The organism is Tsukamurella strandjordii, from assembly GCF_039525985.1.
Classification (GTDB): Bacteria; Actinomycetota; Actinomycetes; order Mycobacteriales; family Mycobacteriaceae; genus Tsukamurella; species Tsukamurella strandjordii.
In genome coordinates, this window is record NZ_BAAAII010000006.1 from 295,728 (window position 1) to 315,612 (window position 19,885).

A 19,885-nucleotide genomic window follows, 5' to 3' on the forward strand; every position below is an offset into this window, starting at 1 on the left:
GCGCGTCCGTGCAGGGGTTGTGGTCACCGACGGAGGGCCCGTGCGCACACCGCGGCGACTCGTTGCGATCGCATCGCGTATCTTCGTGACGCTGGTGTAGCTTGACATGACTGGTCGCCCGGATGGGCAACCCATGTAGCAATACTTCACTGTCGGCACAATCGATCAGAGGGGGTCGTGCGCCGTGGAACAGACGCTGCGCTCCATTCTCGGCAAATACGGCAAGCTCGCCGTGGATGCGAACTCCATCGCTACGGACGACGATCTCTACGCACTCGGAATGACCTCGCACGCCAGCGTGGCCGTCATGGTCGCCATCGAGGACGAGTTCGATATCGAGATCCCTGATCGGCTACTCAAGAAGGAGACCTTCGGATCGCTCGGCGCGCTGACCGAGATGATCGACGGGCTCCGAGCGTGAGTTCGGGATCGCGGATCGCGATCGTCCACGAGCGGTGGACGGAGATGGGGGGCGCGGAGTCCGTCATCGAGGAGTTGCTCCGGGAGTGGCCCGATGCGCCCGTGTACGTCCCGTTCGCCGATCCCGCGATCGTGCCGGTCGAGCTCGCGGGCCGGCTTCGCGCGACGCGGCTCGATCGGTTGTACCGGGCGTACCGGGCCGGCGGCCTCCGCTCGCACGCGCCGCTGATGCCCCTGGCCCCCGCTGCTCTTCGCGGGGTCGACGTCGGCGATGTCGATGCCGTGGTGATCAGTCACTTCGCCTTGGCAGCAGCCGCCGCGCCGACGGTGGGCGTGCCGACCGTCGGCTATGTGCACTCGCCCGCGCGCTGGGCCTGGGACTCGACCCTCCGGGCGGGTGAGGCGAATTCGCCGGCCGGCCGCCTGGCGCTGGCCCTGCTGGCGAAGCAGGCCCGCGCCGTCGAGAGAGCCGCGGCGCCGAGCTTCACCCGGATCGTGGCGAACTCGAGTGTGGTGGCCCGCCGGATCGAACAGTGGTGGGGCCGCGAGGCCGAGGTCGTCCATCCGCCCGTCGACGTGACCCGATTCAGTACCGGGCCCGCGGGGGAGCGGGAGGACTACTTCCTCATGGCGGGCCGGCTGGTGCCCTACAAGCGCGCCGACCTTGCAGTACGCGCGGCGCGGGCCGCCGGGGTCCGCCTCATCGTGGCGGGCGAGGGCCGGTGGGAGCAACGGTGCCGCGAATTCGCCGGCCCCGAGACCACGTTCGTGGGGCGGGTCGACGATGCACGCATGGTGCAGCTCATGCAGCGCGCGCGGGCGGTGCTGATGCCGGGAGTCGAGGACTTCGGGATCGTGCCCGTGGAGGCCATGGCGTGCGGCACCCCGGTCATCGCGCTCGGTGAGGGCGGCGTGCTCGATTCGGTGATCGACGGCGTGACCGGCGTGCTGGTCCCACCGAGCGACGACGACGGCGTCGTCGCCGGATTCGCCGCCGCGATGTCGGGATTCCGCGACGAGTCGTTCGATCCGCAGGTGATCCGCGCCAGGGCGGAAAGCTTCTGCCCTAAGCGGTTCCGCCAGCAGATGCGAACCGTGGTGGAGTCGCTGTGACCTCGCGATTCGACCCCGGCGATGCGCCCGCCGTCGGCTATTCTGGCGCGGTGAGGCTGCTCCCGGAACAGATGAATTTCGTGCGGGGCCGCAATGACGCACCGGGTACCTCGCTGATGACGATCGGCACCTCGTCGCTGCTGCCCGCGGGCGCCGATCTGGCGGTGTTCACCGAGGCGCTGCACCGCACCACCGACGAGTGCCGCAGCCTGGGCCTGCGCATCCTGTCCGAGGGCGCGAACCTACAGGTCGACTACGGCCCGTTGCCCTTTCGCGGACACCTCACCTTCGCGTCCGAGGGCGAATTCCTGACATGGGGGAACGAGCGGTTCCGGAAGCCCTACCTGCTGGACGGTACTGCGCTGGGCGAACAATGGACGGTCGAGGTGGACGGCCGGGTGGGATACGCCATGTTCGGTGACCACGCCGTCCTCGACGGCTACGCCGCCGCCCTGTTCCGCAATCGCCTCGCCAAGGTCTATGTGGCCCTGCTGGCGGGACGCGAACCGGAGCATTTCGAGTTCGTCGAGGTCGACGAGTTGCTCGCGAACCGCGAACCCTTCCCGGTGGACCTGGAGATGTGGTCGTCCCTGCTGTCCACCGAGGGCTGGGCGAACCCGCAGCTGTCACTCACCTCCGCGACGGCGGCGATGGCTCCCGATCCCGTCACCTTTCGTCACGATCTCCACATCACTCCGTCCGGGCGGCAGTGGCCGCACCACCTCCTCGGGCTGGTCGGCGCGTACTGCGCGCGCTACACCGGCAACCGGCGGTCGATCATCGGCTCGGTGATGGTGAACCGGCTGAACCAGCGCGAGCGCGCCGCCGCGGTCACGATGACCAACGTGGTGCCGATCCGGCTGGACGTGAGCGAGACGGCGACCGGCGCCGAACTCGCGAATCAGGTCTCGGCGGGGATCACGCGTGCCGGCCGCGGCCGCGTCGACACTCGAGAGCTGTTCCAATCGATGCCGGGCGCGATCCGCGCGGGCAGGCTGTACGGGCCCACCGTGAACGTGATCCCCTTCCTGCGGCCGGACCCCGAGAACGAGAAGTGGAACACCCGGGTCCACGGCTACGGTCCGGTCAGCGACGTCTCGGTGGTCATCACGCAGACCGGAGCGGGCGACCTCATCCTGTTCACGGAGTTCAACCCGCAGTTGTATTCGCCGGTGCGGGCGCGGACGCATGCCGACCGGCTCGCCCGGTGGCTCGATGCCACGGCCGGCGCACCGGATCGCCCGCTCAGCGAGATCAGTGCCCTGACACCGGCCGAGGCGCAGGCGCACCGCGCGCTCGCCGGCACGCCCGGCGTGACGCTCGAGCTCGCGCCGAACGCCGATGCGGCAGAACCGGTGTGGGGTGCTCCGACCGACGCCGTCGAGCTGGCGCGTGCGGGCGGACAGAACGGCGTGTACGGGATGACGGTGACCACCGATCTCGGTGATCCGGCGCTGTTCGGCAGCGCGGGCTGGGTCACCCTGCTCACCGAGCACGGTGCGGTGCCGACCGACTATCGGGTGGAGCTCACCGAATCGGGGTGCGTGTACCGCGGGACCGGAGCCGAGCGGGTGCGCGTCCACGGCGGATTCGTCGAACTCGGCGAGATACGGCACATCCTGCGCGGGGACCACGTCGACGATGTCCGGATCACCGTGGGCCCGCCGGTCCGGGCCGTGGTCACGGTGAGCGCCGATGCACCCGACGATCTCCCCGACGTGCTGCGCGCGGCCTGCCCCAACGAGGTCCGGCTGCGGTTCACCGGTCCGGGTGCGAAGGCCACATCGTGAGCGGTACGAGCAATTCCGATCCGCTCACGGTGCACATGGCGGGCGCCGAATGGCCGCGCACCAGTCGTGGCGGCATCCCGAGCTACTTCGCGAGCCTCTTCGCCGCCCTGCGGGCGCGCGCGGACGTCGAGGTGAGCGCCGACGCCTTCGGTGACGCCGAACCCGGCGGCGGCAGCTGGGGCCCGCCGGAGGGCAACCTCCTCACGCGAGCGCGCGCCAGCTCGGCCGGCCGCGATGCCGATGTGCTCGATCGGCACTTCGCGCCCTACGGTCCGGCGCGCGGGCATTCGGCGCTGGTGACGCATTTCCACGGTCCGTGGGCATTGGAGAGCGCCGCCTCCGGTGCGAGCCCCGCTGCGGTACAGGCCAAACGGGCCTGGGAGTGGGTTCGATACCGGCGCTCTGCAGCGATCGTCGTACTGTCGCAGTACTTCGCCGATGTCCTGGTCTCGACCTACGGTGTGCCGCCCGAGGACGTGGTGGTGATTCCACCGGGCGCCGATCTGGATCGGTTCCGCCCCACTCCGATTCCGGACGGCCGTCCCCGCGTGCTGACTGTGCGCCGCTTGGAACGGCGCATGGGAATCGACGTGTTGATCCGGTCCTGGCCCGCGGTCCTGGCCGCCCTGCCCGACGCGCGGCTCGACATCGTCGGCACGGGTTCGCAGGGCGCGGAGCTCGCGCGGCTCGTGAGCGACCTGCGGCTCAGCGACTCGGTCCGGCTGCACGGCGCGGTCTCCGACGCCGAACTCGCAGCCGCGTACGGCGCCGCCACGGTGACCGCGGTCCCCACCCGATCGCTCGAGGGTTTCGGCCTGGTCGCGCTCGAATCCCTCGCCGCGGGACGGGCGCCGGTGGTCACCGACGTCGGAGGCCTTCCGGATTCGGTGGTCGGGCTGGCGCCGGACCTGGTGGTACCCGCGCTCGATGAGGGCGCGCTGGCGGATCGGCTGGTGCGCGCGCTCGAGGGCGACCGGCCGGACGTCGACGCCTGCCGCCGGCATGCCGAGGAGTTCACCTGGCAGCGCTGCGCCGACCGGCACGTGCAGCTGTACCGGAGCCTGGTGCGATGACGAAGGTGGCGTTGCTCTCGCACTCCGCGGCACCGTCGGGCGCCGAACTCGCCTGGGCCCGCATGGCCCGGCGGTTCCCGCAGCACGGGATCGAGCCGCTCGCGGTGCTCACCGAAGCAGGCCCCCTGCAACAGATCCTGGCGGATGCGGGCGTCGAGGCGACTGTGGTCGACACAGGATTCGCGAGCTCATCCGTGTCGATCGCCGGATCCCGGTTGCGCTGGATCTCCGGTGCGGCGCGGATGGTGCGGGCCGGATGGCGCATCGGCGGCGTCCTGCGGGCAGCGGGCGCCGAGGCCGTGCTCGCCGAGTCGACCAAAGCGCTGTTGATGGGAACGGTCGCTGCCCGCCGCGCCGGGATCCCGCTGATCTGGCACGTGCACGATCGCATCAGCCCCGACTACTTCGGTCCCGTCGCCCTCATCCTGCGAGCCCTGGGCCGCGGCGTCGCCCGGGGATTCATCGCGAACAGCCGCACCACCCGCGACACCCTGTGGACCGGCGGCCGGCCGGCCGCGGTCGTCTACCCCGGCGTCGACCTGGCCTCCGTGCCGGGCGGTGCGCCGCAGCGCGCACCCGACGAAGCGCGCGTGCTGATGCTCGGTCGCTTGGCGCCGTGGAAGGGACAGGACCTCGTGCTCGAGGCCCTCGCGAGGACGCGTACCGAGAGTGCCGTCCGATTCGTCGGCGGCACGCTCTTCGGCGAGCACGAGTACGCCGATCAGCTGCGCCGGCGGACTGCCGAGCTGGGACTCGGCGAGCGCGTGGCCTTCGTGGGCAATGTCTCCGAGCCGCTCGCCGAGGCCGCCGCCGCCGATGTGGTGATTCACTTCTCTCGCCTCGCCGAGCCCTTCGGCCAGGTGGTCGTCGAGGCGATGGCGGCCCACTGCGCGGTGATCGCCGCGGCGAGCGGAGGCCCCACCGAGATCATCGACGACGGTGTCGACGGGGTTCTCGTCCCGACCGGTGATCCTGTGCTGCTGGCCGCGGCGATCGACCGGCTGATCGACGACCGGGACCTGCGGACCCGGCTCGCCGACAGAGCCGCGGCGCGCGCCGAGGACTTCGGCATCGATGCGTCCGCGGAGCAGGCGGCGCATCTGATCCACCGGACGCTCGACGGACGGCGGCCCCGATGAAGGGCGCAGTGGGCGTGATGCGCGACGTCGCGCTCGTCTCGTTCGGGAAGTACGGCCAGTACCTCATCACCCTCATCACGCTCCCGCTGTGCGCCCGGTTGCTGGGCCCGTACGGGATGGGCCTTCTGACAGTGGCGCTGTCGACCTTCTTCCTCGGTGCGCTCGTCACCGACCAGGGCATCACCGCCTTCCTCGCCGCCCGGATCGGCGACCCCGGGCTCAGTGAGCTGCGCGGCGCCTACGGCGTGATGCGCGGCACGATGGTGGCGCTCCTCGGCGGACTCTGCGCGGCGACGCATCTGTTCTCCACATCCGACCTGCTCAACATCGCCACGCTCGGGCTGTTCGGCGGCGCGATCAGCGCCGCCGGAGAGGACTGGGTTCAGCTGGGCATGAAGCGATTCGGTGTGATCCTGGTGCAGCAGTCCGTGGGGCGCGCGCTGTACCTGCTCCTGCTCGTGGCGCTGCTACCGATCCGGCCCACCGCACACGTGGCGGTGCTGTGCATGATCGCCTCGTCTTTGGTGCCGGTGTGCTGGTCGTGGGTCTGGGCGTGGCGCGAACTGGGCCCGCCGGGGCGCCCCCGCGAACTCGGCGACCTGTATCGGCTCGGGGCTCCGGTGCTGCTGGCCCGGATGCTCGAGAACTCGTACGAGCAGGGAGCTGCGGCCCTCTTCGCCGGTGCACTGCCGCGGCAGGCGATCGGCCTCTTCAGCGCCTCGGACCGGCCGGTGCAGGCGACCGGTTCGTTGCTCGACGCGGTCGGCTGGACCCTGCTGCCGCGGATGGCCGATCGCAAACGCATCGGCGCCGAGTTCTGGGGAGTGGTCCGGCGCATGGTGTTGGTGGTGGCCGGACTCGGCGCGCTCGCCGCCCTGATGCTGACGGTGCTGGCGCCGTGGATCGTTCCGATCCTGTTCGGGGCCGAGTTCATCGACGCGGTACCCCTGCTCCAGGTCGGGGCATGGTCGCTGCCGGGGATGGCGGTGGCCTCCTTCGTCGCGACCGCGGTCCTGCCGGTGCTCAGCGACAAGATCGGCGTGGTGGCCGGTGCGGCGACCGGTGCAGTGGTCGCCTTCATCACGCTCGGCGTCGCCTTCCAGACCCACGCACCGATGACGCTCGTCGTCGGCATCGCGCTCGCGGAGACCGCCGCGGCCACCTTCTATCTCGTCCGCGCGGAGGTACTGCGCCGTCGAGGAGTCGCGCCGACCCTTGCGGAGGAGACACCGGTATGAGAATCCTCTTCGCGGGCGACAACTGGTACGGCAGCAATGCCCGTTCCCTCGCCGACGGCTTCCGGGCCGCGGGCCATGAGGTCGTCGTCGTCGACACCACCGCCGTGACCGTGCCGACGCGCGGCACGCCCGCGTGGTGGTACGCCAAACGCACCGGCGAGCGCTCGCCGGCCACCGTCGACCGGGTGCACCGCGAACTGGCGGATTGCGTTGCCGCCCTGCGCCCCGACCTCCTGTTCTGCTACAAGACGGTGCATCTCGACCAGGCCCGGCTCCTGTCCCTGCCGGTGCCGGTCAAGGTGCACTACAGCGCGGACGATGTGACGAATCCGTACAACACCACGCCGGCCTACCTCGAACGGGAGGCCGAGTGGGACGCGGTGGTCACCACCAAGGCGCACAACGTGCCCGAACTGGACGCCCGCGGCGTGGCCCGGGTGATCCACGTCTTCAGCGCCTACGACCCCGCCTGGCACCGCCCCGTGGCACGGCGCGGCCCCGTCCGGTACGACGCGGGATTCATCGGCGCGATGCGGCCCGACCGCACCGAATTCCTGATCGAACTCGCGGGCGAACTGGGTGACCGGTTCTACCTGGCGGGCCCCGGCTGGCGGCGGAATCTCGGAGCCAGGACCAGTGGCGCCCGGATCGCCGGCCCGCAGTACGGCGAGGAACTCTCGGCCGCGATCGCCACGATCGGCGCCAACCTCGTGCTCCTCAACTCCGATAACCGCGACACCCACACCTGCCGGACCTTCGAGGTCCCCGCGGCCGCCGGACTCGTCGTGGGGGAGCGCACCGTCGAGCACGAGGCGCTGTTCGACGACGGCCGGGAGGCCTACCTCTTCGACAGCCACGAGGAACTCGCCGAGATCCTGCGTCGCTGCGCCGCAGCTCCCGACGAGGCCGCCGCGGTCGCCGCGCGTGGCCACCGCAGAATCGTCGAGGGCGGCCACACCTATCGCGATCGGGCGGAACAGATCCATGCCGCCCTGGGCTGAGGTCACCCCGGGGTGGGGCAGCATCGTGCAGACCGCGATCCCCCTGATCGCGCTGGCCCTGGTCGCTGCGGCGGGGCGCGGCGCCCCGCGGGTGCTGCTGCTGATCCAATCGGCGTACTGGACGATCTCGTTCATCGCGCGCCCGGTCCTGCTGCTGGTGGCCACGCCGACACCGTCGTTCGGCGACAACATCGCCGATACGCGGCTCTTCCACGCGGGATACGACCGCGGCATCGCCCAGGTGCTCCCGCCGGTCACCTCGGGGCTCTGGATCTACGTTGCCTGCGTCGCCGCCTTCGTCCTGTTCCAACGCCTCCAACCGCCGGACCGGCGGCCCGACGCGGACCTGCCGAAGCAATCGGCCGCCGTGATCGCCACCTTCGTCGTGCTGTGGTGCGTGGGACTGGCGGCCAGGGGTTTCGCGTACCTCACCGGCACCGTGAGTCGCGCCGGTGAGGTCGCCGCAGCCAATCCCTACCTGTCCATCTTCACCGGGATGGGAGCCATCGGCGCCGCGGCCCTCATCCTCTACCTGCGACTGGATTCGCCACGGTGGAACGCCGTCGCGATCGCCGTCCTGGTGGGGGGCGAGTTCGCGTGGGGGGTGGTGCAGTCGTCGAAGACCCCCTTCATGGGTGCCCTGATGGCGGTCACGGTGCGCCTGCTCCTCACCGGATTCACGAAGATGCGCGCCGTACTGCTCGCGGTCGGCGGGATCGGTGCGGTGGGCGTCTTCGGCGCGCTCCAGGGCCTCAAGGTCGGCGCGACGACCGCGCACCTGACCTCGGGCATCGATGCGCCGTATCCGCCCGCGTGGGGGCCGCTCCTGCCGCTGATCCGGCGGTTCGACCTGTTCGAGGCCGCCACCGACAACACCTTCTACCGGGGGCCCGGCTATCTCGATATCTCCGATGTCCTGCTCCGGATGCCCCTGAACCTGATTCCCGCGCAGCTCGGTGTCGACAAGAAGCTCGCCGGGCCGGACTGGGCGGAGCGGGTGCGCGCCAGCTCCGTCGACATGTCGGGCGTGCAGGTCTCGCTGGCGGAAGGGCACATCAACGAGGGGATCCGGATCGGCGGAACGTCGGGTGTCCTCGTGGAATCGATCCTCGTGCTGCTGGCCGTGTGCGCGGTATCCCGGTGCCTGCGGGGACGATCCGTCCCGGTGCTCACCATGGGGGTGGTCTTCGTCGCACTGCCCGCCCTGTTCGAGCGCGGCGCGCTGGGCATTTCGGAGGTCGCGGGGAAGGGACTGCAGCAGTGTGTGCTCGCCACCGCGGTCTTTGCAGTCGTATGGTTCATCCGTATCCTGGGTGCGCAAGATCGCCAGCGCGCACGGGGTGCGCACGCCGAGGCCAGTGGGGGCGAGGCAGGCATGCGGTCCGAATGCGGGAGTCCGCCGTCGAACCCCGGCCCCGGAGTCGCCGCTCCGGTTCTTGCGGCCGTACCGAAAGGAATCCCATAGTGACGCTCCGTGACGTCACCCAGTTCGTGCGGCGAGGGTGGTGGCTCGTCCTGATCTGCGCGGTCGCCGGAACGGTCCTCGGCGTCGGGTACGCGCAGTCCAGGCCCCTCGTGTACACCGCGACGGCGCAGTCCTACGTGGTGGTGAACAACTCCGGCACTTCGGGCGGCGACATGTACAACTCGGTCCAGGCCGCCCAGGCCCGGATGGCCACCTACGCCGAGCTCGGCACCTCCCCGAAGATCACCGCCGAGGTCGCCAAAGCGCTGCAGCTGACGATGAGTCCGGAGGAGATCGCCGCCCAGGTGAAGGTGACCTTCGCCCCGGGGACGTTGTTGCTGCAGTTCACGGCGACCCACCCGTCCGACGTGATCGCGCAGGGGCTGGCGGGGGAGACCGCACGCCAACTGGCTCGCGAGGTGTCCGAACTCGAACTCCCGAGGCCCGGGTTGCCGCCGTGGGTGCGGCTGCTCCCCGTGACGGACGGATCCGGGGCCGTCGCATCGGTTGCCCCGGTGTCGAAGTACGGCGCCGCGGGTCTCGCGGTCGGTGTCCTCCTGGGGTGCGCCGCGGCCTTCGTCCTGATCAGGCTTCGTCCGCGCGTCGCGACGGCCGGCGAACTGGGCGACGACCTCGGCGTCCCGGTCGTGCGCGCCGAGAACGGCGTCGCGGTGCGCGATACCGTCGTCGCGGCCGCCGGTGCCGCCTCGGCGGGGACCGGTGTGTCGATTCTGGTGTCGGCGGTCGACGGTGACGCCTGGCCGATGGCGCAGACCCTCGCCGAGGATCTGGCCGACACCGATTCCGCTGTGCTGCTGATCGACTGCCGTGCGGTGGGACCCGCCTCCGCCGCCTCGGCGTCGGCGGGTGACGCGTCGGGCGGAGCGGAGCCGAGCCTGCGCGCTGCGTTGGCCGCGGGCGTCGACGGCGCGCAGAGCGTTTCCCGGACCCTGGCGCCGGAGGCGGGCACGGTGGCGGTGCTCCCGTCCGGGGCTCGATCCGGGGACGCAGCCGATTCGACGGTGTCCGATCGCCTCCTGTCACCACGCGCGCACGATGTGGTGCGCACGCTCGGCGCGGGTTTCGACTACGTGATCCTCGGCGGCGTGCCGGCGGAATCCCCGGCGCGGTTGGACGAGAGGGTGCGCCTGGTGGTGGCGCGCCTGGGCACGCGATCGCCGGACGGGTACCGCCGCGCCCTCGGGATGAACGAGCCCTCCCGGGCCGGGCACACCGTCGTCGCGGCGAAGTCGAACCCCTGGTGGCAGCGGCTTCCGATCGGAACCAAGGAGTGACGGAGGTGACCGAGGAGCAGCGCACCGACGATCGTGCCGCCGCTGGCCCCGTCTCGCACCGCGAGGTGCACACCTACCTGGGAACGGATCCGGATGCGGTCTTCGGTGTGCTCCATCTGCCCGCCTCGGGCCGCGCCCGGGGATCGGTGCTGCTGCTCCCTTCGCTCGCGAAGGAGCAGTTCGATGCGACCCGTGGAATGCGGAGGCTCGCCGCACAACTGGCCGACCGGGGGCTCGCCGTCCTCCGTATCGATTACCTCGGTACCGGGGATTCCGCGCATTCCGAAGACGGTGACGACGCCGTCGAGCAGTGGGCGGCGAGCTGTCGTACGGGCTTGGCCTACCTGCGCGAGCTGAACGCCGGGCCGCCCGCCGTCGTCGGGCTCCGGGCCGGTTGCCTGATGGCCGCCCGCGCGCTGACCGAGGGACACGAGACGGGGCCGGTCGTACTGTGGGATCCGGTCTCCTCCGGGCGGGCCTTCCTCCGCGAGCAACGGGCCCTGTACCTGATGACGGTCGGCGCAGACGACCGATCGGTGTCCGGCTCCGTGCCGCTCATCGGGACCACGTTGTCGGAGACCGCGGCCGCGGCCCTGTCCGGGCTGCGCCTGGATCCGGAGAGGGTCGGCACCGGTGGCCGATGGCTGGTGGCGACCCGGCCGGGAGGCGGCGACCGCAGAGTCGAGGCCTTCGCGACGGCGGTCGACGCGGACCGCCTCGACGTCGAGCACATGGCCGAGTACGTCCAGCCCCCCGACTACCTCGTGCGCATCCCGGACGACGCCATCGACGCGATCACCGACTGGCTCGATACCGCCGCCACCGGTCCGGAGGTCCCCGTCGACCCACCGATCCGCCGGACCGCGCGCCTGCGTGACCCGGCGGGCGGCGAGGTGACCGAGAGCATCGAATACCTCGGTCCCCATTCACTGTTCAGCATTCGGACGACACCCCCAGGGCACGCATCGGAATCGGCAGGGGACGCGACGCCCGGCGTGCTGTTCTTCGCGACGGCCAATGACACCCACCACGGCCCGAACCGTGAGTGGGTGCGCTTGGCACGCAGAGTCGCCGGAACCGGTGTGGTGGCGGTGCGTTTCGATCGCCGGGGCGCGGGGGAGTCCGGGGTGGTGCTCCGCGGAGAACGCGCGCACGGCTACTCGGAGGAGGCACGCGAGGACGCCGATACCGCCGCGGCCGCCGCCGATCCGGACTCGGCGGGACTGGCCGCGGTCGGCGTGTGCTCGGGTTCCTGGCTGACGGCGCATCTCGGGCGGGAATCCCGTTTGGACGCAGCGGTTCTCGTCAACCCCGTGATCTGGTCGTGGCGCACCAAACGCGCGCTGCGCAATGCCGATGGCCGGACGCGCAGGGGGTGCCGCGGTCCGATCCCGCCTTCCAACGCTCGTTCCGCGGGCGGGTGAAGGCCCTGCTGCAGTCCCGGCTTCCGTACCCGGCCTGGCGCCTCCTCGGTATCGCGGGAATCACCCAGGTGCCGGAGGTCCTCCTGCGCCCGCTGGCGGACGCTGATGTGCACACCACGGTGGTCCTGGCGCCGCCGGACGCCGAGTGGTTCACCGGACAGCGCGGTGGGGAGGGCCTCCGGAGCCTGAACCGGCGCAGTCCCGCCCCGCGAATCGACATCGTATCCACCGAATTCGGCGATCACCCCGCCTACCACGCCGATGTCCGCGCGGCGGTCGCGGAAACGGTGCTGCAGTGGTGCAGCGACCGGGGGACCGTCGGGAGCGATCGTGGGTGAGGACGAGGCCGAAGGACGCGAAGGAGTTCTGAGCCGACGCCTCCTCTTGGGCCTGGGGGTTGGTGCGGCCGCCACGACCGCCGCCGCCTGTCGCTCGTCCGCCGAGCCCCCGACCCCCGTCGACCCCGGGCCCGACGGCCGGATCAGCATCGCCTCCTACGGGGCGGTCGGGGACGGGAAGGCCGATGCCACCGCCGCCTTCGATGCGGCGGTCCGCGCAGCCGCGGGCAAAGCCCCCATCTACGTGCCGCCGGGCGCTTACCGCGTGACCCGCTTTCCCGACCTCCCCGATTTCACCACGATCATCGGTGCCGGTGCCGACCTCAGCACGGTGGTGTACGACGGCGAGGGCACGCTCATCACGCTCCGCGACAGGCACCGCGTGGCCTTCTCCCGCATGGGTTTCCACCTGACCGGCGTGAAGGCGACAGCGGTGCAGCTCGCGAATTCGTTCCGCTGCTCCTTCGATGCGGTGACCCTCCGCGGAGAGCACAACGCCGAGACCGCGCCGCGCTTCCACGGCCAACGCGGTGTGGTGATGGAGGAGAACACCGGCGGCACCAGTTTCATCAACTCCGACATCAACAACTTCGGGGTGGGCATCACCACGAAGTGCATTCAGAACTACGTCACCGCGTGCAAGTTCGCCAACAACCGCATCAGCATCCTCGGGTCCGGCGCAGATCACAACGCCGGCCTCTCGCTCACCAACGTCGAGCTGGTGGGCACCGGCGACCCGCGGGTCACCGAGACGCACATCCGGGTGGAGGGCGCCGCGAACGACTGGTTCCTCACCAACTGTTGGTTCGAGGGCTGCGACACCGGCCTGGCCATCGGCGACGCCAACGGCGGGCCGGCCCAGCTGGGCCTGGTGAACGTCAAGATCGGCGCCCGGAAAGTGGGGATCGATCTCAGGTACTGCCGGCAGCCGTACCTCGCGAACGTCGCCTTCGACACCGATACCGGCACGACCGCGCCCCCGATCCCGGTGCGGATCGACGACACGGGCTGCCCGCAGGGCACCGCCGTCAATCTGATCTCGGGCGCGGCCGAGGACGTATCGTTGTCCCTCTTCCCGGAGGGATGGAGCGTGCAGGGCCGCTACGGCGTCCGCGGTAGCACCGTGCTCGGCCCGATGCTGATGCGTGCGCCCACCGTCGCCGACTCACCGGCGGCCGGACCGGTGATTCGCAGCGATGACGGGGCCTACTGGCAGCTGGTCGTCGACGCCCGCGGGGCGCTCAGCACGAAGCCGCTCGGCTCGAAGCCCCCGCGATGATCACCGCTACGCCCACTGACCAGGCGCGCCGAGCGATACCGCGAGGTCGCGGCATCCGACACCACGGGTATTCTCGACAATCGTGTATCTCAAGTCGCTCACGCTGAAGGGCTTCAAGTCCTTCGCTTCGGCGACCACGCTGCGCCTCGAACCGGGCATCACCTGCGTCGTCGGTCCCAACGGATCGGGCAAATCGAACATCCTCGACGCCCTGCGCTGGGTGATGGGCGAGCAGGGCGCCAAGGGCCTGCGCGGCGGCAAGATGGAGGACGTCATCTTCGCCGGCACCTCCGGCCGCGCGCCGCTGGGCCGCGCCGAGGTCACGCTGACCATCGACAACTCCGACGGCGCGCTGCCCATCGACTACTCCGAGGTCTCCATCACGCGGCGCATGTTCCGCGACGGCGCCGGCGAGTACGAGATCAACGGCACCAAGTGCCGGCTCATGGACGTCCAAGAGCTGCTCTCCGATAGCGGTATCGGCCGCGAGATGCACGTGATCGTCGGGCAGGGGCAGCTGGCGGCCATCCTCGAATCCAAGCCCGAGGAGCGTCGCGCCTTCATCGAGGAGGCGGCCGGCGTGCTCAAGCACCGCCGCCGCAAGGAGAAGGCGGTCCGCAAGCTCGACTCGATGCAGGCCAACCTGGCGCGGCTCACCGACCTGACCACGGAGCTGCGGCGCCAGCTCAAGCCGCTGGGACGGCAGGCCGAGGTGGCACGACGGGCCCAGACGATCCAGGCCGACCTGCGCGACGCCCGGCTGCGGATCGCCGCGGACGATCTCGTCCGGCGCCGCGCCGAGCTCGCCGATCAGAGCGGCAACGAGGCCGCGGTGCGCGAGGAGCAGAACATCGTCGCGGCGCAGTTGGAGGAGATCAGCGCGCTGGTCGCCTCGCACTCCGAGGCCGTGGCCGCGCTCGATCCGGCCGTGAAGGCTGCCGGCGAGGGCTGGTTCTCGCTGTCGGCGCTGGCCGAACGGGTCTCGTCGACGGGACGCATCGCCTCCGAGCGGGCCCGGCTGCTGTCCGAGCCCGTGCAGCACGCCCCCGGCCGCGATCCCGATGAGCTGGACGCCGAGGCCGAGCGCGTGGCCGAGGAAGAGGCCGAGCTCATGGAGGCCCTCGAAGAGGCCGCCATGATCCTGGAGGGCGCCGCCGAGGAGCTGGCCGAGCGCGAGGAGGCCGCCCGCGCCGCGGAGACCGCGCACATGGCCGCCGTTGCGGCGGTCGCGGACCGTCGGGAAGGGCTCGCCCGCCTGGCGGGGCAGGTCGAGACCCTGCGCACCCGCGCCGAATCCGTCGACGCCGAGGCCGGACGCCTCACCGCGGCCATCGCCGAGGCCGTGGAGCGCGCCGAGGCCGCGGAGACCGAGTTCGAACAGGTCCAGGGGCAGATCGCCGAGCTGGACGCCAACGAGGCCGGCCTGGACGAGCATCACGAACGCAGCTCGGCCGCGTTGGTCGCGGCGCAGGCCCGCGTCGAGGAGTTGCAGGCCGCCGAGCGCGCCGCCGAACAGAAGGTGGCCTCGCTGGCTGCCCGGATCGAGGCGCTCACCCTGAACCTGGACCGGGGCGACGGTGCCGCCTGGGTCGTCGAGCACGTGGACGGGATCACCGCGGCCGTCGCCGAGCGGCTGCAGATCCGCCCCGGATACGAGAAGGCCATCGCCGCGGCGCTGGGCCCGATCGCCGAGGCGGTCGCCGCACCGTCGGTGGCCGTGGCGTCCGCCGCGCTGGCCCGACTGCGCGAGGCCGACGGGGGCCGCGCCGCGCTCGTGGTCGAGGGGCTCGCCGCCCCGTCGTCCCCGGCGGGTTCGCTGACCGACGGTGCCGTGTGGGCGAGCGAGTGCGTGACCGCCCCGTCGGCGTTGGACGGTGTGGTGGCATCCGCGCTGGCCTCGGTGGTACTCGTCGACTCGGTCGCCTCCGCGGTGTCCGTGGTGGAGGCGCGGCCGGAGCTGCGGGCCGTGACCACCGACGGTGACGTGATCGCCCACGGCGTGCTCACCGGTGGTTCCGCCGCCCGGCAGTCCACGCTGGAGGTGCAGAAGGCGATCGATGCGGCGGAATCGTCGCTGGGGGAGACCCGGCGATCTGTGGAGTCCGTGACTGCGGCGCTGGCCGGTGCGACCGAGGATCTGGCCGCGCGGCGTGAGGTGACTGAGGCGGCGCTCGCGGCCCTGCACGAGTCGGATGCGCAGCTCGGCGCGATCTACGAGCAGTTGGCACGGCTGGGGCAGGCCGCCCGGAGCGCGCGTGACGAGGCGGAACGCCTGGTGGCGCAGCGGGATCGGATCGAATCGTCGCGGGACGAGACGCAGGCGGCGCTCGTCGAGCACGAGGAGCGGCTGCGGCTGGCGGAGGAGCTTCCCGAGGATTCGGTGTCGGTGGGAACCGATGAGCGGGACGCCGCCGCGGCGGCGTTGGCCTCGGCGCGCAGCGTGGAGATGGAGGCGCGGCTCGCCAAGCGCAGCGCCGAGGAGCGCGCCGTGGGCGTGCGGGGCAAGGCCGAGGGGCTGCGCCGTGCGGCCGCCGCGGAGCGGGCGAACCGGGAGCGGATGGAGCGCGCCGCTGCTGTGCGCATGCAGGCCGCTGCCGTGGCGTCGGCGTGTGCGGAGGGTGCCTCGCTGGTGTCGGATCGCCTGGGGCGCGCGGTGACGCGGGCTGCCGCGCACCGGGATTCGCTGGAGGCGACGCGTGCGCAGCGAGCGGGCGCCCTGGATGTGGCGCGGCAGGAGTCGACGGCGCTGTCGGCCCGGCTGACCCAGTTGACCGATGCCGTGCACCGCGACGAGGTGGCGCGGGCGCAGGCGGCGCTGCGGATCGAGCAACTCGAGGAGCAGGTGCTCACCTCGTTCGGTATGGCCCCCGACGATCTCGTGGCCGAGTACGGACCCGATGTGCCGCTGCCTCCGTCGCAGCTGGAGCTCGACGAGTACGAGGCGGCCCGGGAGAGGGGCGAGCAGGTGGTCCGGCCGGTGGGCATGCCCTTCGAGCGTGCGGCCCAGGAGCGCCGGCTGAAGTTGGCCGAGAAGGACCTCGCAACGCTGGGCAAGGTGAATCCGCTGGCGCTGGAGGAGTTCGCCGCGCTGGAGGAGCGCTACAACTTCCTCTCCACTCAACTCGAAGACGTGAAATCGGCCCGGCAGGATCTGCTGAGCGTGGTCGACGAGGTGGACGCCAAGATCCTGCAGGTGTTCACCGAGGCCTGGGTGGACGTGGAGCGCGAGTTCGTGGAGGTGTTCGCGACGCTGTTCCCCGGTGGCGAGGGCAAGCTGATCCTCACCGATCCTTCCGACATGCTCACCACCGGCATCGACGTCGAAGCCCGCCCGCCGGGCAAGAAGGTGAAGCGGCTCTCGCTGCTCTCCGGTGGCGAGAAGTCCCTGACCGCTATCGCCATGCTGGTGGCCATCTTCCGTGCCCGACCCTCACCCTTCTACGTGATGGACGAGGTCGAGGCGGCTCTGGACGACACCAACCTGCGGCGCTTGATCTCGTTGTTCGAGCAGCTGCGGGACAAGTCCCAATTGATCGTCATCACGCACCAGAAGCCGACGATGGAGGTCGCCGACGCGCTCTATGGTGTGTCCATGCGTGGCGACGGCATCACCCAGGTGATCTCTCAGCGGATCCGTGGGCAGGACCTCGGCGCGCTGCCGGTCTGATCCAGCTAGTACAGGCGCTGGGACAACGTCGGAAATGCCTTAACAATAATGTCGAGCAGTTGGCCAGCAGCAGCCTCGTCGAGTTGGATTGACTGGCTGCTCTTCGGATCTGACTGACGATCGTCAGAGCCAAATGTGGAGAGATGTAAGAGGTCACCGTTGCCGTCGGTAACCACGGAGTAGTAGCAATCGACCTCGGTAGGGTGCCGGCGAACAGTTTGGGAGCCAGGTTCCAGAGCACGGATGCGAGCCATAGTTCCCACCCTAGGGCGCGTAACCGGTGCCGTGACGTGAGAGCGGAATCTTGAGACGTCGGCACTGCGCCGCATCTGGAGCTTGTTGTACGCGGCTCTAGCTCGTGCTCGGTGCCGACGAGGGCCACCGATAGCCCGATCACCAAGGTGGTCAGTCCCTTGAGGGGTGGGAAGCGCCGTGCAGCGCGTCCTGCTCGACGCACCCGTACCGGTGCTCACCGTGAGGACCCCGGAGTAGCGTAGGAGCGGAACGGCGACGGGCCACGACGAGAGGGTACGAACCAGTTATGACCAGCAACGACGCCCAGGCGAACATCGGTGTGGTGGGGATGGCGGTGATGGGCTCGAACCTGGCCCGCAACCTGGCCTCCCGCGAGGGCAACACCGTGGCCATCTACAACCGGTCGCCGGAGAAGACGCGTGAGGTGACTGCCAACCATCCCGAGGCGAACTTCGTCGCCAGCGAGTCGATCGACGATTTCGTCGCCAGCCTCGCCAAGCCCCGCACCGCGATCATCATGGTGCAGGCGGGTGCCGGCACCGATGCCGTGATCGACCAGCTGGCCGAGCGGTTCGAGCCGGGCGACATCATCGTCGACGGTGGCAACGCCAACTTCCATGACACCATCGCCCGCGAGGCGCGCATCTCGCCGACCGGCATCCACTTCGTGGGCGCCGGCATCTCCGGTGGCGAGGAGGGTGCGCTCAAGGGACCGTCGATCATGCCCGGCGGCACGGCCCAGTCGTACGAGACCCTGGGCCCGATCCTCGCCTCGATCGCCGCCGTCGCCGAGGGCGAGGCCTGCGTGACGCACGTCGGCACCGACGGCGCCGGCCACTTCGTCAAGATGATCCACAACGGCATCGAGTACGCCGATATGGAGCTCATCGGCGAGGCCTACGACCTGCTGCGCAACGTGGCCGGCCACTCGCCCTCCGCCATCTCGGACATCTTCAAGAAGTGGAACGAGGGGCCGCTTAACAGCTACCTCATCGAGATCACCACCGAGATCCTCAAGCACGTCGACGCCGAGACCGGCAAGCCCTTCGTCGATATCGTCGTCGACCAGGCCGGCAGCAAGGGCACCGGCGTCTGGACCGTGCAGACCGCCCTCGACCTGGGCGTGCCCGTGGGCGGAGTCGCCGAGGCCGTGTTCGGCCGCGCCGTCTCCTCCAAGCGGGGCCAGCGTGACGCGGTCCGTGCGCTCGGCATCGCCCGTCCCGAAGCCCCGGCGGTCGACGACTCCTTCGTCGACGACGTGGCCAAGGCGCTCTACGCCTCGAAGATCGTGGCCTACGCCCAGGGCTTCGACGCGATCATCGCCGGCGCCGAGAAGTACGACTGGAACATCGATAAGGGTGCCGTCGCCAAGATCTGGCGCGGCGGCTGCATCATCCGCGCCCAGTTCCTCAACGTGCTCGCCGACGCCTACGCCGAGAACCCCGACCTCGCCACGCTTCTCGAAGCACCGTACTTCGCGCAGGCCATCCGCGACGGCGAGGCCGCGTGGCGCCGCGTGGTGATCACCGCGACCCAGGCGGGCGTGCCCATCCCCGGCTTCGCCACCGCGTTGAGCTACTTCGACTCGCTCAACGTGGACCGGCTGCCCGCCGCCCTGGTGCAGGGCCAGCGCGACTTCTTCGGCGCGCACACCTACAAGCGCGTCGACAAGGCCGGCACCTTCCACACCCTGTGGTCCGGCGACCGCAGCGAGGTCCAGACCGACTAGGGCGCACCGATGCCCATCGACGTCCGCCCGGCCACCGTCTTCGACGATGTCCGGGCGGTGGTCGGTCCGAAGAAGGACACCTCGAACGTGTGCTTCTGCCTGAGCTACCGCATCGGCTCCAAGGAGAACCAGGAGCTGCGCGGCCCCGCCCGCGCCGACCGGGTGCGCGGCCTGTGCGCCGAGACCCCGCCGCCCGGCGTGCTGGCGTACGACGGCGAGGAGCCGGTGGGCTGGGCGGCGATCCACCCGCGCTCGGACACCAGCTTCGCGACCAACCGGAAGATCCCACACGTCGACGACCTCGACCCGTGGTCCCTGTGGTGCATCCGGGTGCGCCCCGGTCACCGCAAGCAGGGCATCAGCCACCACCTGGTCGACGGTGCGCTGGCCTTCGCCCGGGACAACGGGGCACGTGTGGTCGAGGCCTATCCCGTGGACAACCGCGGCGCGAAGGTCGACCTCACGATGGCGTACGTCGGAACGCGAGCGATGTTCGAGCGCGCCGGATTCGAGTACGTCACCGATACCACCTCGGTGCTGAACGGCTTCACCCGCGTCCTGATGAGGTTCTCCCTCGTCTGATCAGAGGATCTCGACCGCGTCGCCGTGCACTCGGTGCTCCGGATGATTCCGCACCCTCATCAGCACGTTGTGCCGGG

At 70.6% G+C, this 19,885-nt stretch carries 15 protein-coding genes; all 15 read left to right on the top strand.

What is annotated here, in order from left to right; translation table 11 throughout:
• Nucleotides 1–184 precede the first annotated feature (184 nt).
• Entirely contained in the window at nucleotides 185–421 is a 237-nt protein-coding gene (locus tag ABD108_RS12700; protein ID WP_220659356.1) for an acyl carrier protein, read from the top strand.
• A complete protein-coding gene (locus ABD108_RS12705; RefSeq protein WP_255585847.1) occupies nucleotides 418–1,533 on the top strand; it encodes a glycosyltransferase in 1,116 nt (371 codons plus the stop codon). Before ABD108_RS12700 ends, ABD108_RS12705 begins: the two co-directional genes overlap by 4 nt.
• Nucleotides 1,534–1,583: 50 nt before the next feature.
• On the top strand, nucleotides 1,584–3,323 hold the full coding sequence (locus tag ABD108_RS12710) for a condensation domain-containing protein (RefSeq protein WP_220659355.1): 1,740 nt from the start codon (nucleotides 1,584–1,586) through the stop codon (nucleotides 3,321–3,323).
• 35 nt (nucleotides 3,324–3,358) lie between these two features.
• On the top strand, nucleotides 3,359–4,396 hold the full coding sequence (locus ABD108_RS12715; protein WP_220659651.1) for a glycosyltransferase family 4 protein: 1,038 nt from the start codon (nucleotides 3,359–3,361) through the stop codon (nucleotides 4,394–4,396).
• Nucleotides 4,393–5,535, top strand: coding sequence for a glycosyltransferase family 4 protein (locus ABD108_RS12720; RefSeq protein WP_220659354.1), 1,143 nt, complete (start codon nucleotides 4,393–4,395; stop codon nucleotides 5,533–5,535). Before ABD108_RS12715 ends, ABD108_RS12720 begins: the two co-directional genes overlap by 4 nt.
• Nucleotides 5,532–6,773: a lipopolysaccharide biosynthesis protein gene (locus ABD108_RS12725; RefSeq protein ID WP_255585846.1), complete on the top strand. Its 1,242-nt coding sequence runs from the start codon at nucleotides 5,532–5,534 to the stop codon at nucleotides 6,771–6,773. The genes ABD108_RS12720 and ABD108_RS12725 overlap by 4 nt, the downstream gene beginning before the upstream one ends.
• Nucleotides 6,770–7,774, top strand: coding sequence for a CgeB family protein (locus ABD108_RS12730; RefSeq protein WP_220659353.1), 1,005 nt, complete (start codon nucleotides 6,770–6,772; stop codon nucleotides 7,772–7,774). The genes ABD108_RS12725 and ABD108_RS12730 overlap by 4 nt, the downstream gene beginning before the upstream one ends.
• Complete coding sequence (locus ABD108_RS12735; protein ID WP_220659352.1) at nucleotides 7,758–9,239, top strand: hypothetical protein; 1,482 nt, start codon at nucleotides 7,758–7,760, stop codon at nucleotides 9,237–9,239. The genes ABD108_RS12730 and ABD108_RS12735 overlap by 17 nt, the downstream gene beginning before the upstream one ends.
• Nucleotides 9,239–10,534, top strand: coding sequence for a Wzz/FepE/Etk N-terminal domain-containing protein (locus ABD108_RS12740; RefSeq protein ID WP_220659351.1), 1,296 nt, complete (start codon nucleotides 9,239–9,241; stop codon nucleotides 10,532–10,534). The genes ABD108_RS12735 and ABD108_RS12740 overlap by 1 nt, the downstream gene beginning before the upstream one ends.
• A 5-nt stretch (nucleotides 10,535–10,539) precedes the next feature.
• Nucleotides 10,540–11,958, top strand: a complete 1,419-nt coding sequence (locus ABD108_RS12745) for an alpha/beta hydrolase family protein (RefSeq protein WP_343930471.1) — start codon at nucleotides 10,540–10,542, stop codon at nucleotides 11,956–11,958.
• Nucleotides 11,910–12,296 carry a hypothetical protein gene (locus ABD108_RS12750; protein ID WP_343930472.1) on the top strand — a complete coding sequence of 129 codons (387 nt, stop codon included), beginning with the start codon at nucleotides 11,910–11,912 and terminating at the stop codon, nucleotides 12,294–12,296. The genes ABD108_RS12745 and ABD108_RS12750 overlap by 49 nt, the downstream gene beginning before the upstream one ends.
• 46 nt (nucleotides 12,297–12,342) lie before the next feature.
• Nucleotides 12,343–13,575, top strand: a complete 1,233-nt coding sequence (locus ABD108_RS12755; RefSeq protein WP_255585845.1) for a glycosyl hydrolase family 28-related protein — start codon at nucleotides 12,343–12,345, stop codon at nucleotides 13,573–13,575.
• Between the two features lie 82 nt (nucleotides 13,576–13,657).
• Nucleotides 13,658–17,242 carry a chromosome segregation protein SMC gene (smc, locus tag ABD108_RS12760; RefSeq protein ID WP_343930473.1) on the top strand — a complete coding sequence of 1,195 codons (3,585 nt, stop codon included), beginning with the start codon at nucleotides 13,658–13,660 and terminating at the stop codon, nucleotides 17,240–17,242.
• A gap of 541 nt (nucleotides 17,243–17,783) precedes the next feature.
• The gene (gene gndA, locus ABD108_RS12765) at nucleotides 17,784–19,226 is read left to right on the top strand and encodes an NADP-dependent phosphogluconate dehydrogenase (RefSeq protein WP_343930474.1); all 1,443 of its coding nucleotides are present in this window, start codon (nucleotides 17,784–17,786) and stop codon (nucleotides 19,224–19,226) included.
• Nucleotides 19,227–19,235: 9 nt separating this feature from the next.
• A complete protein-coding gene (locus ABD108_RS12770; protein WP_343930475.1) occupies nucleotides 19,236–19,808 on the top strand; it encodes a GNAT family N-acetyltransferase in 573 nt (190 codons plus the stop codon).
• Nucleotides 19,809–19,885: the final 77 nt, after the last annotated feature.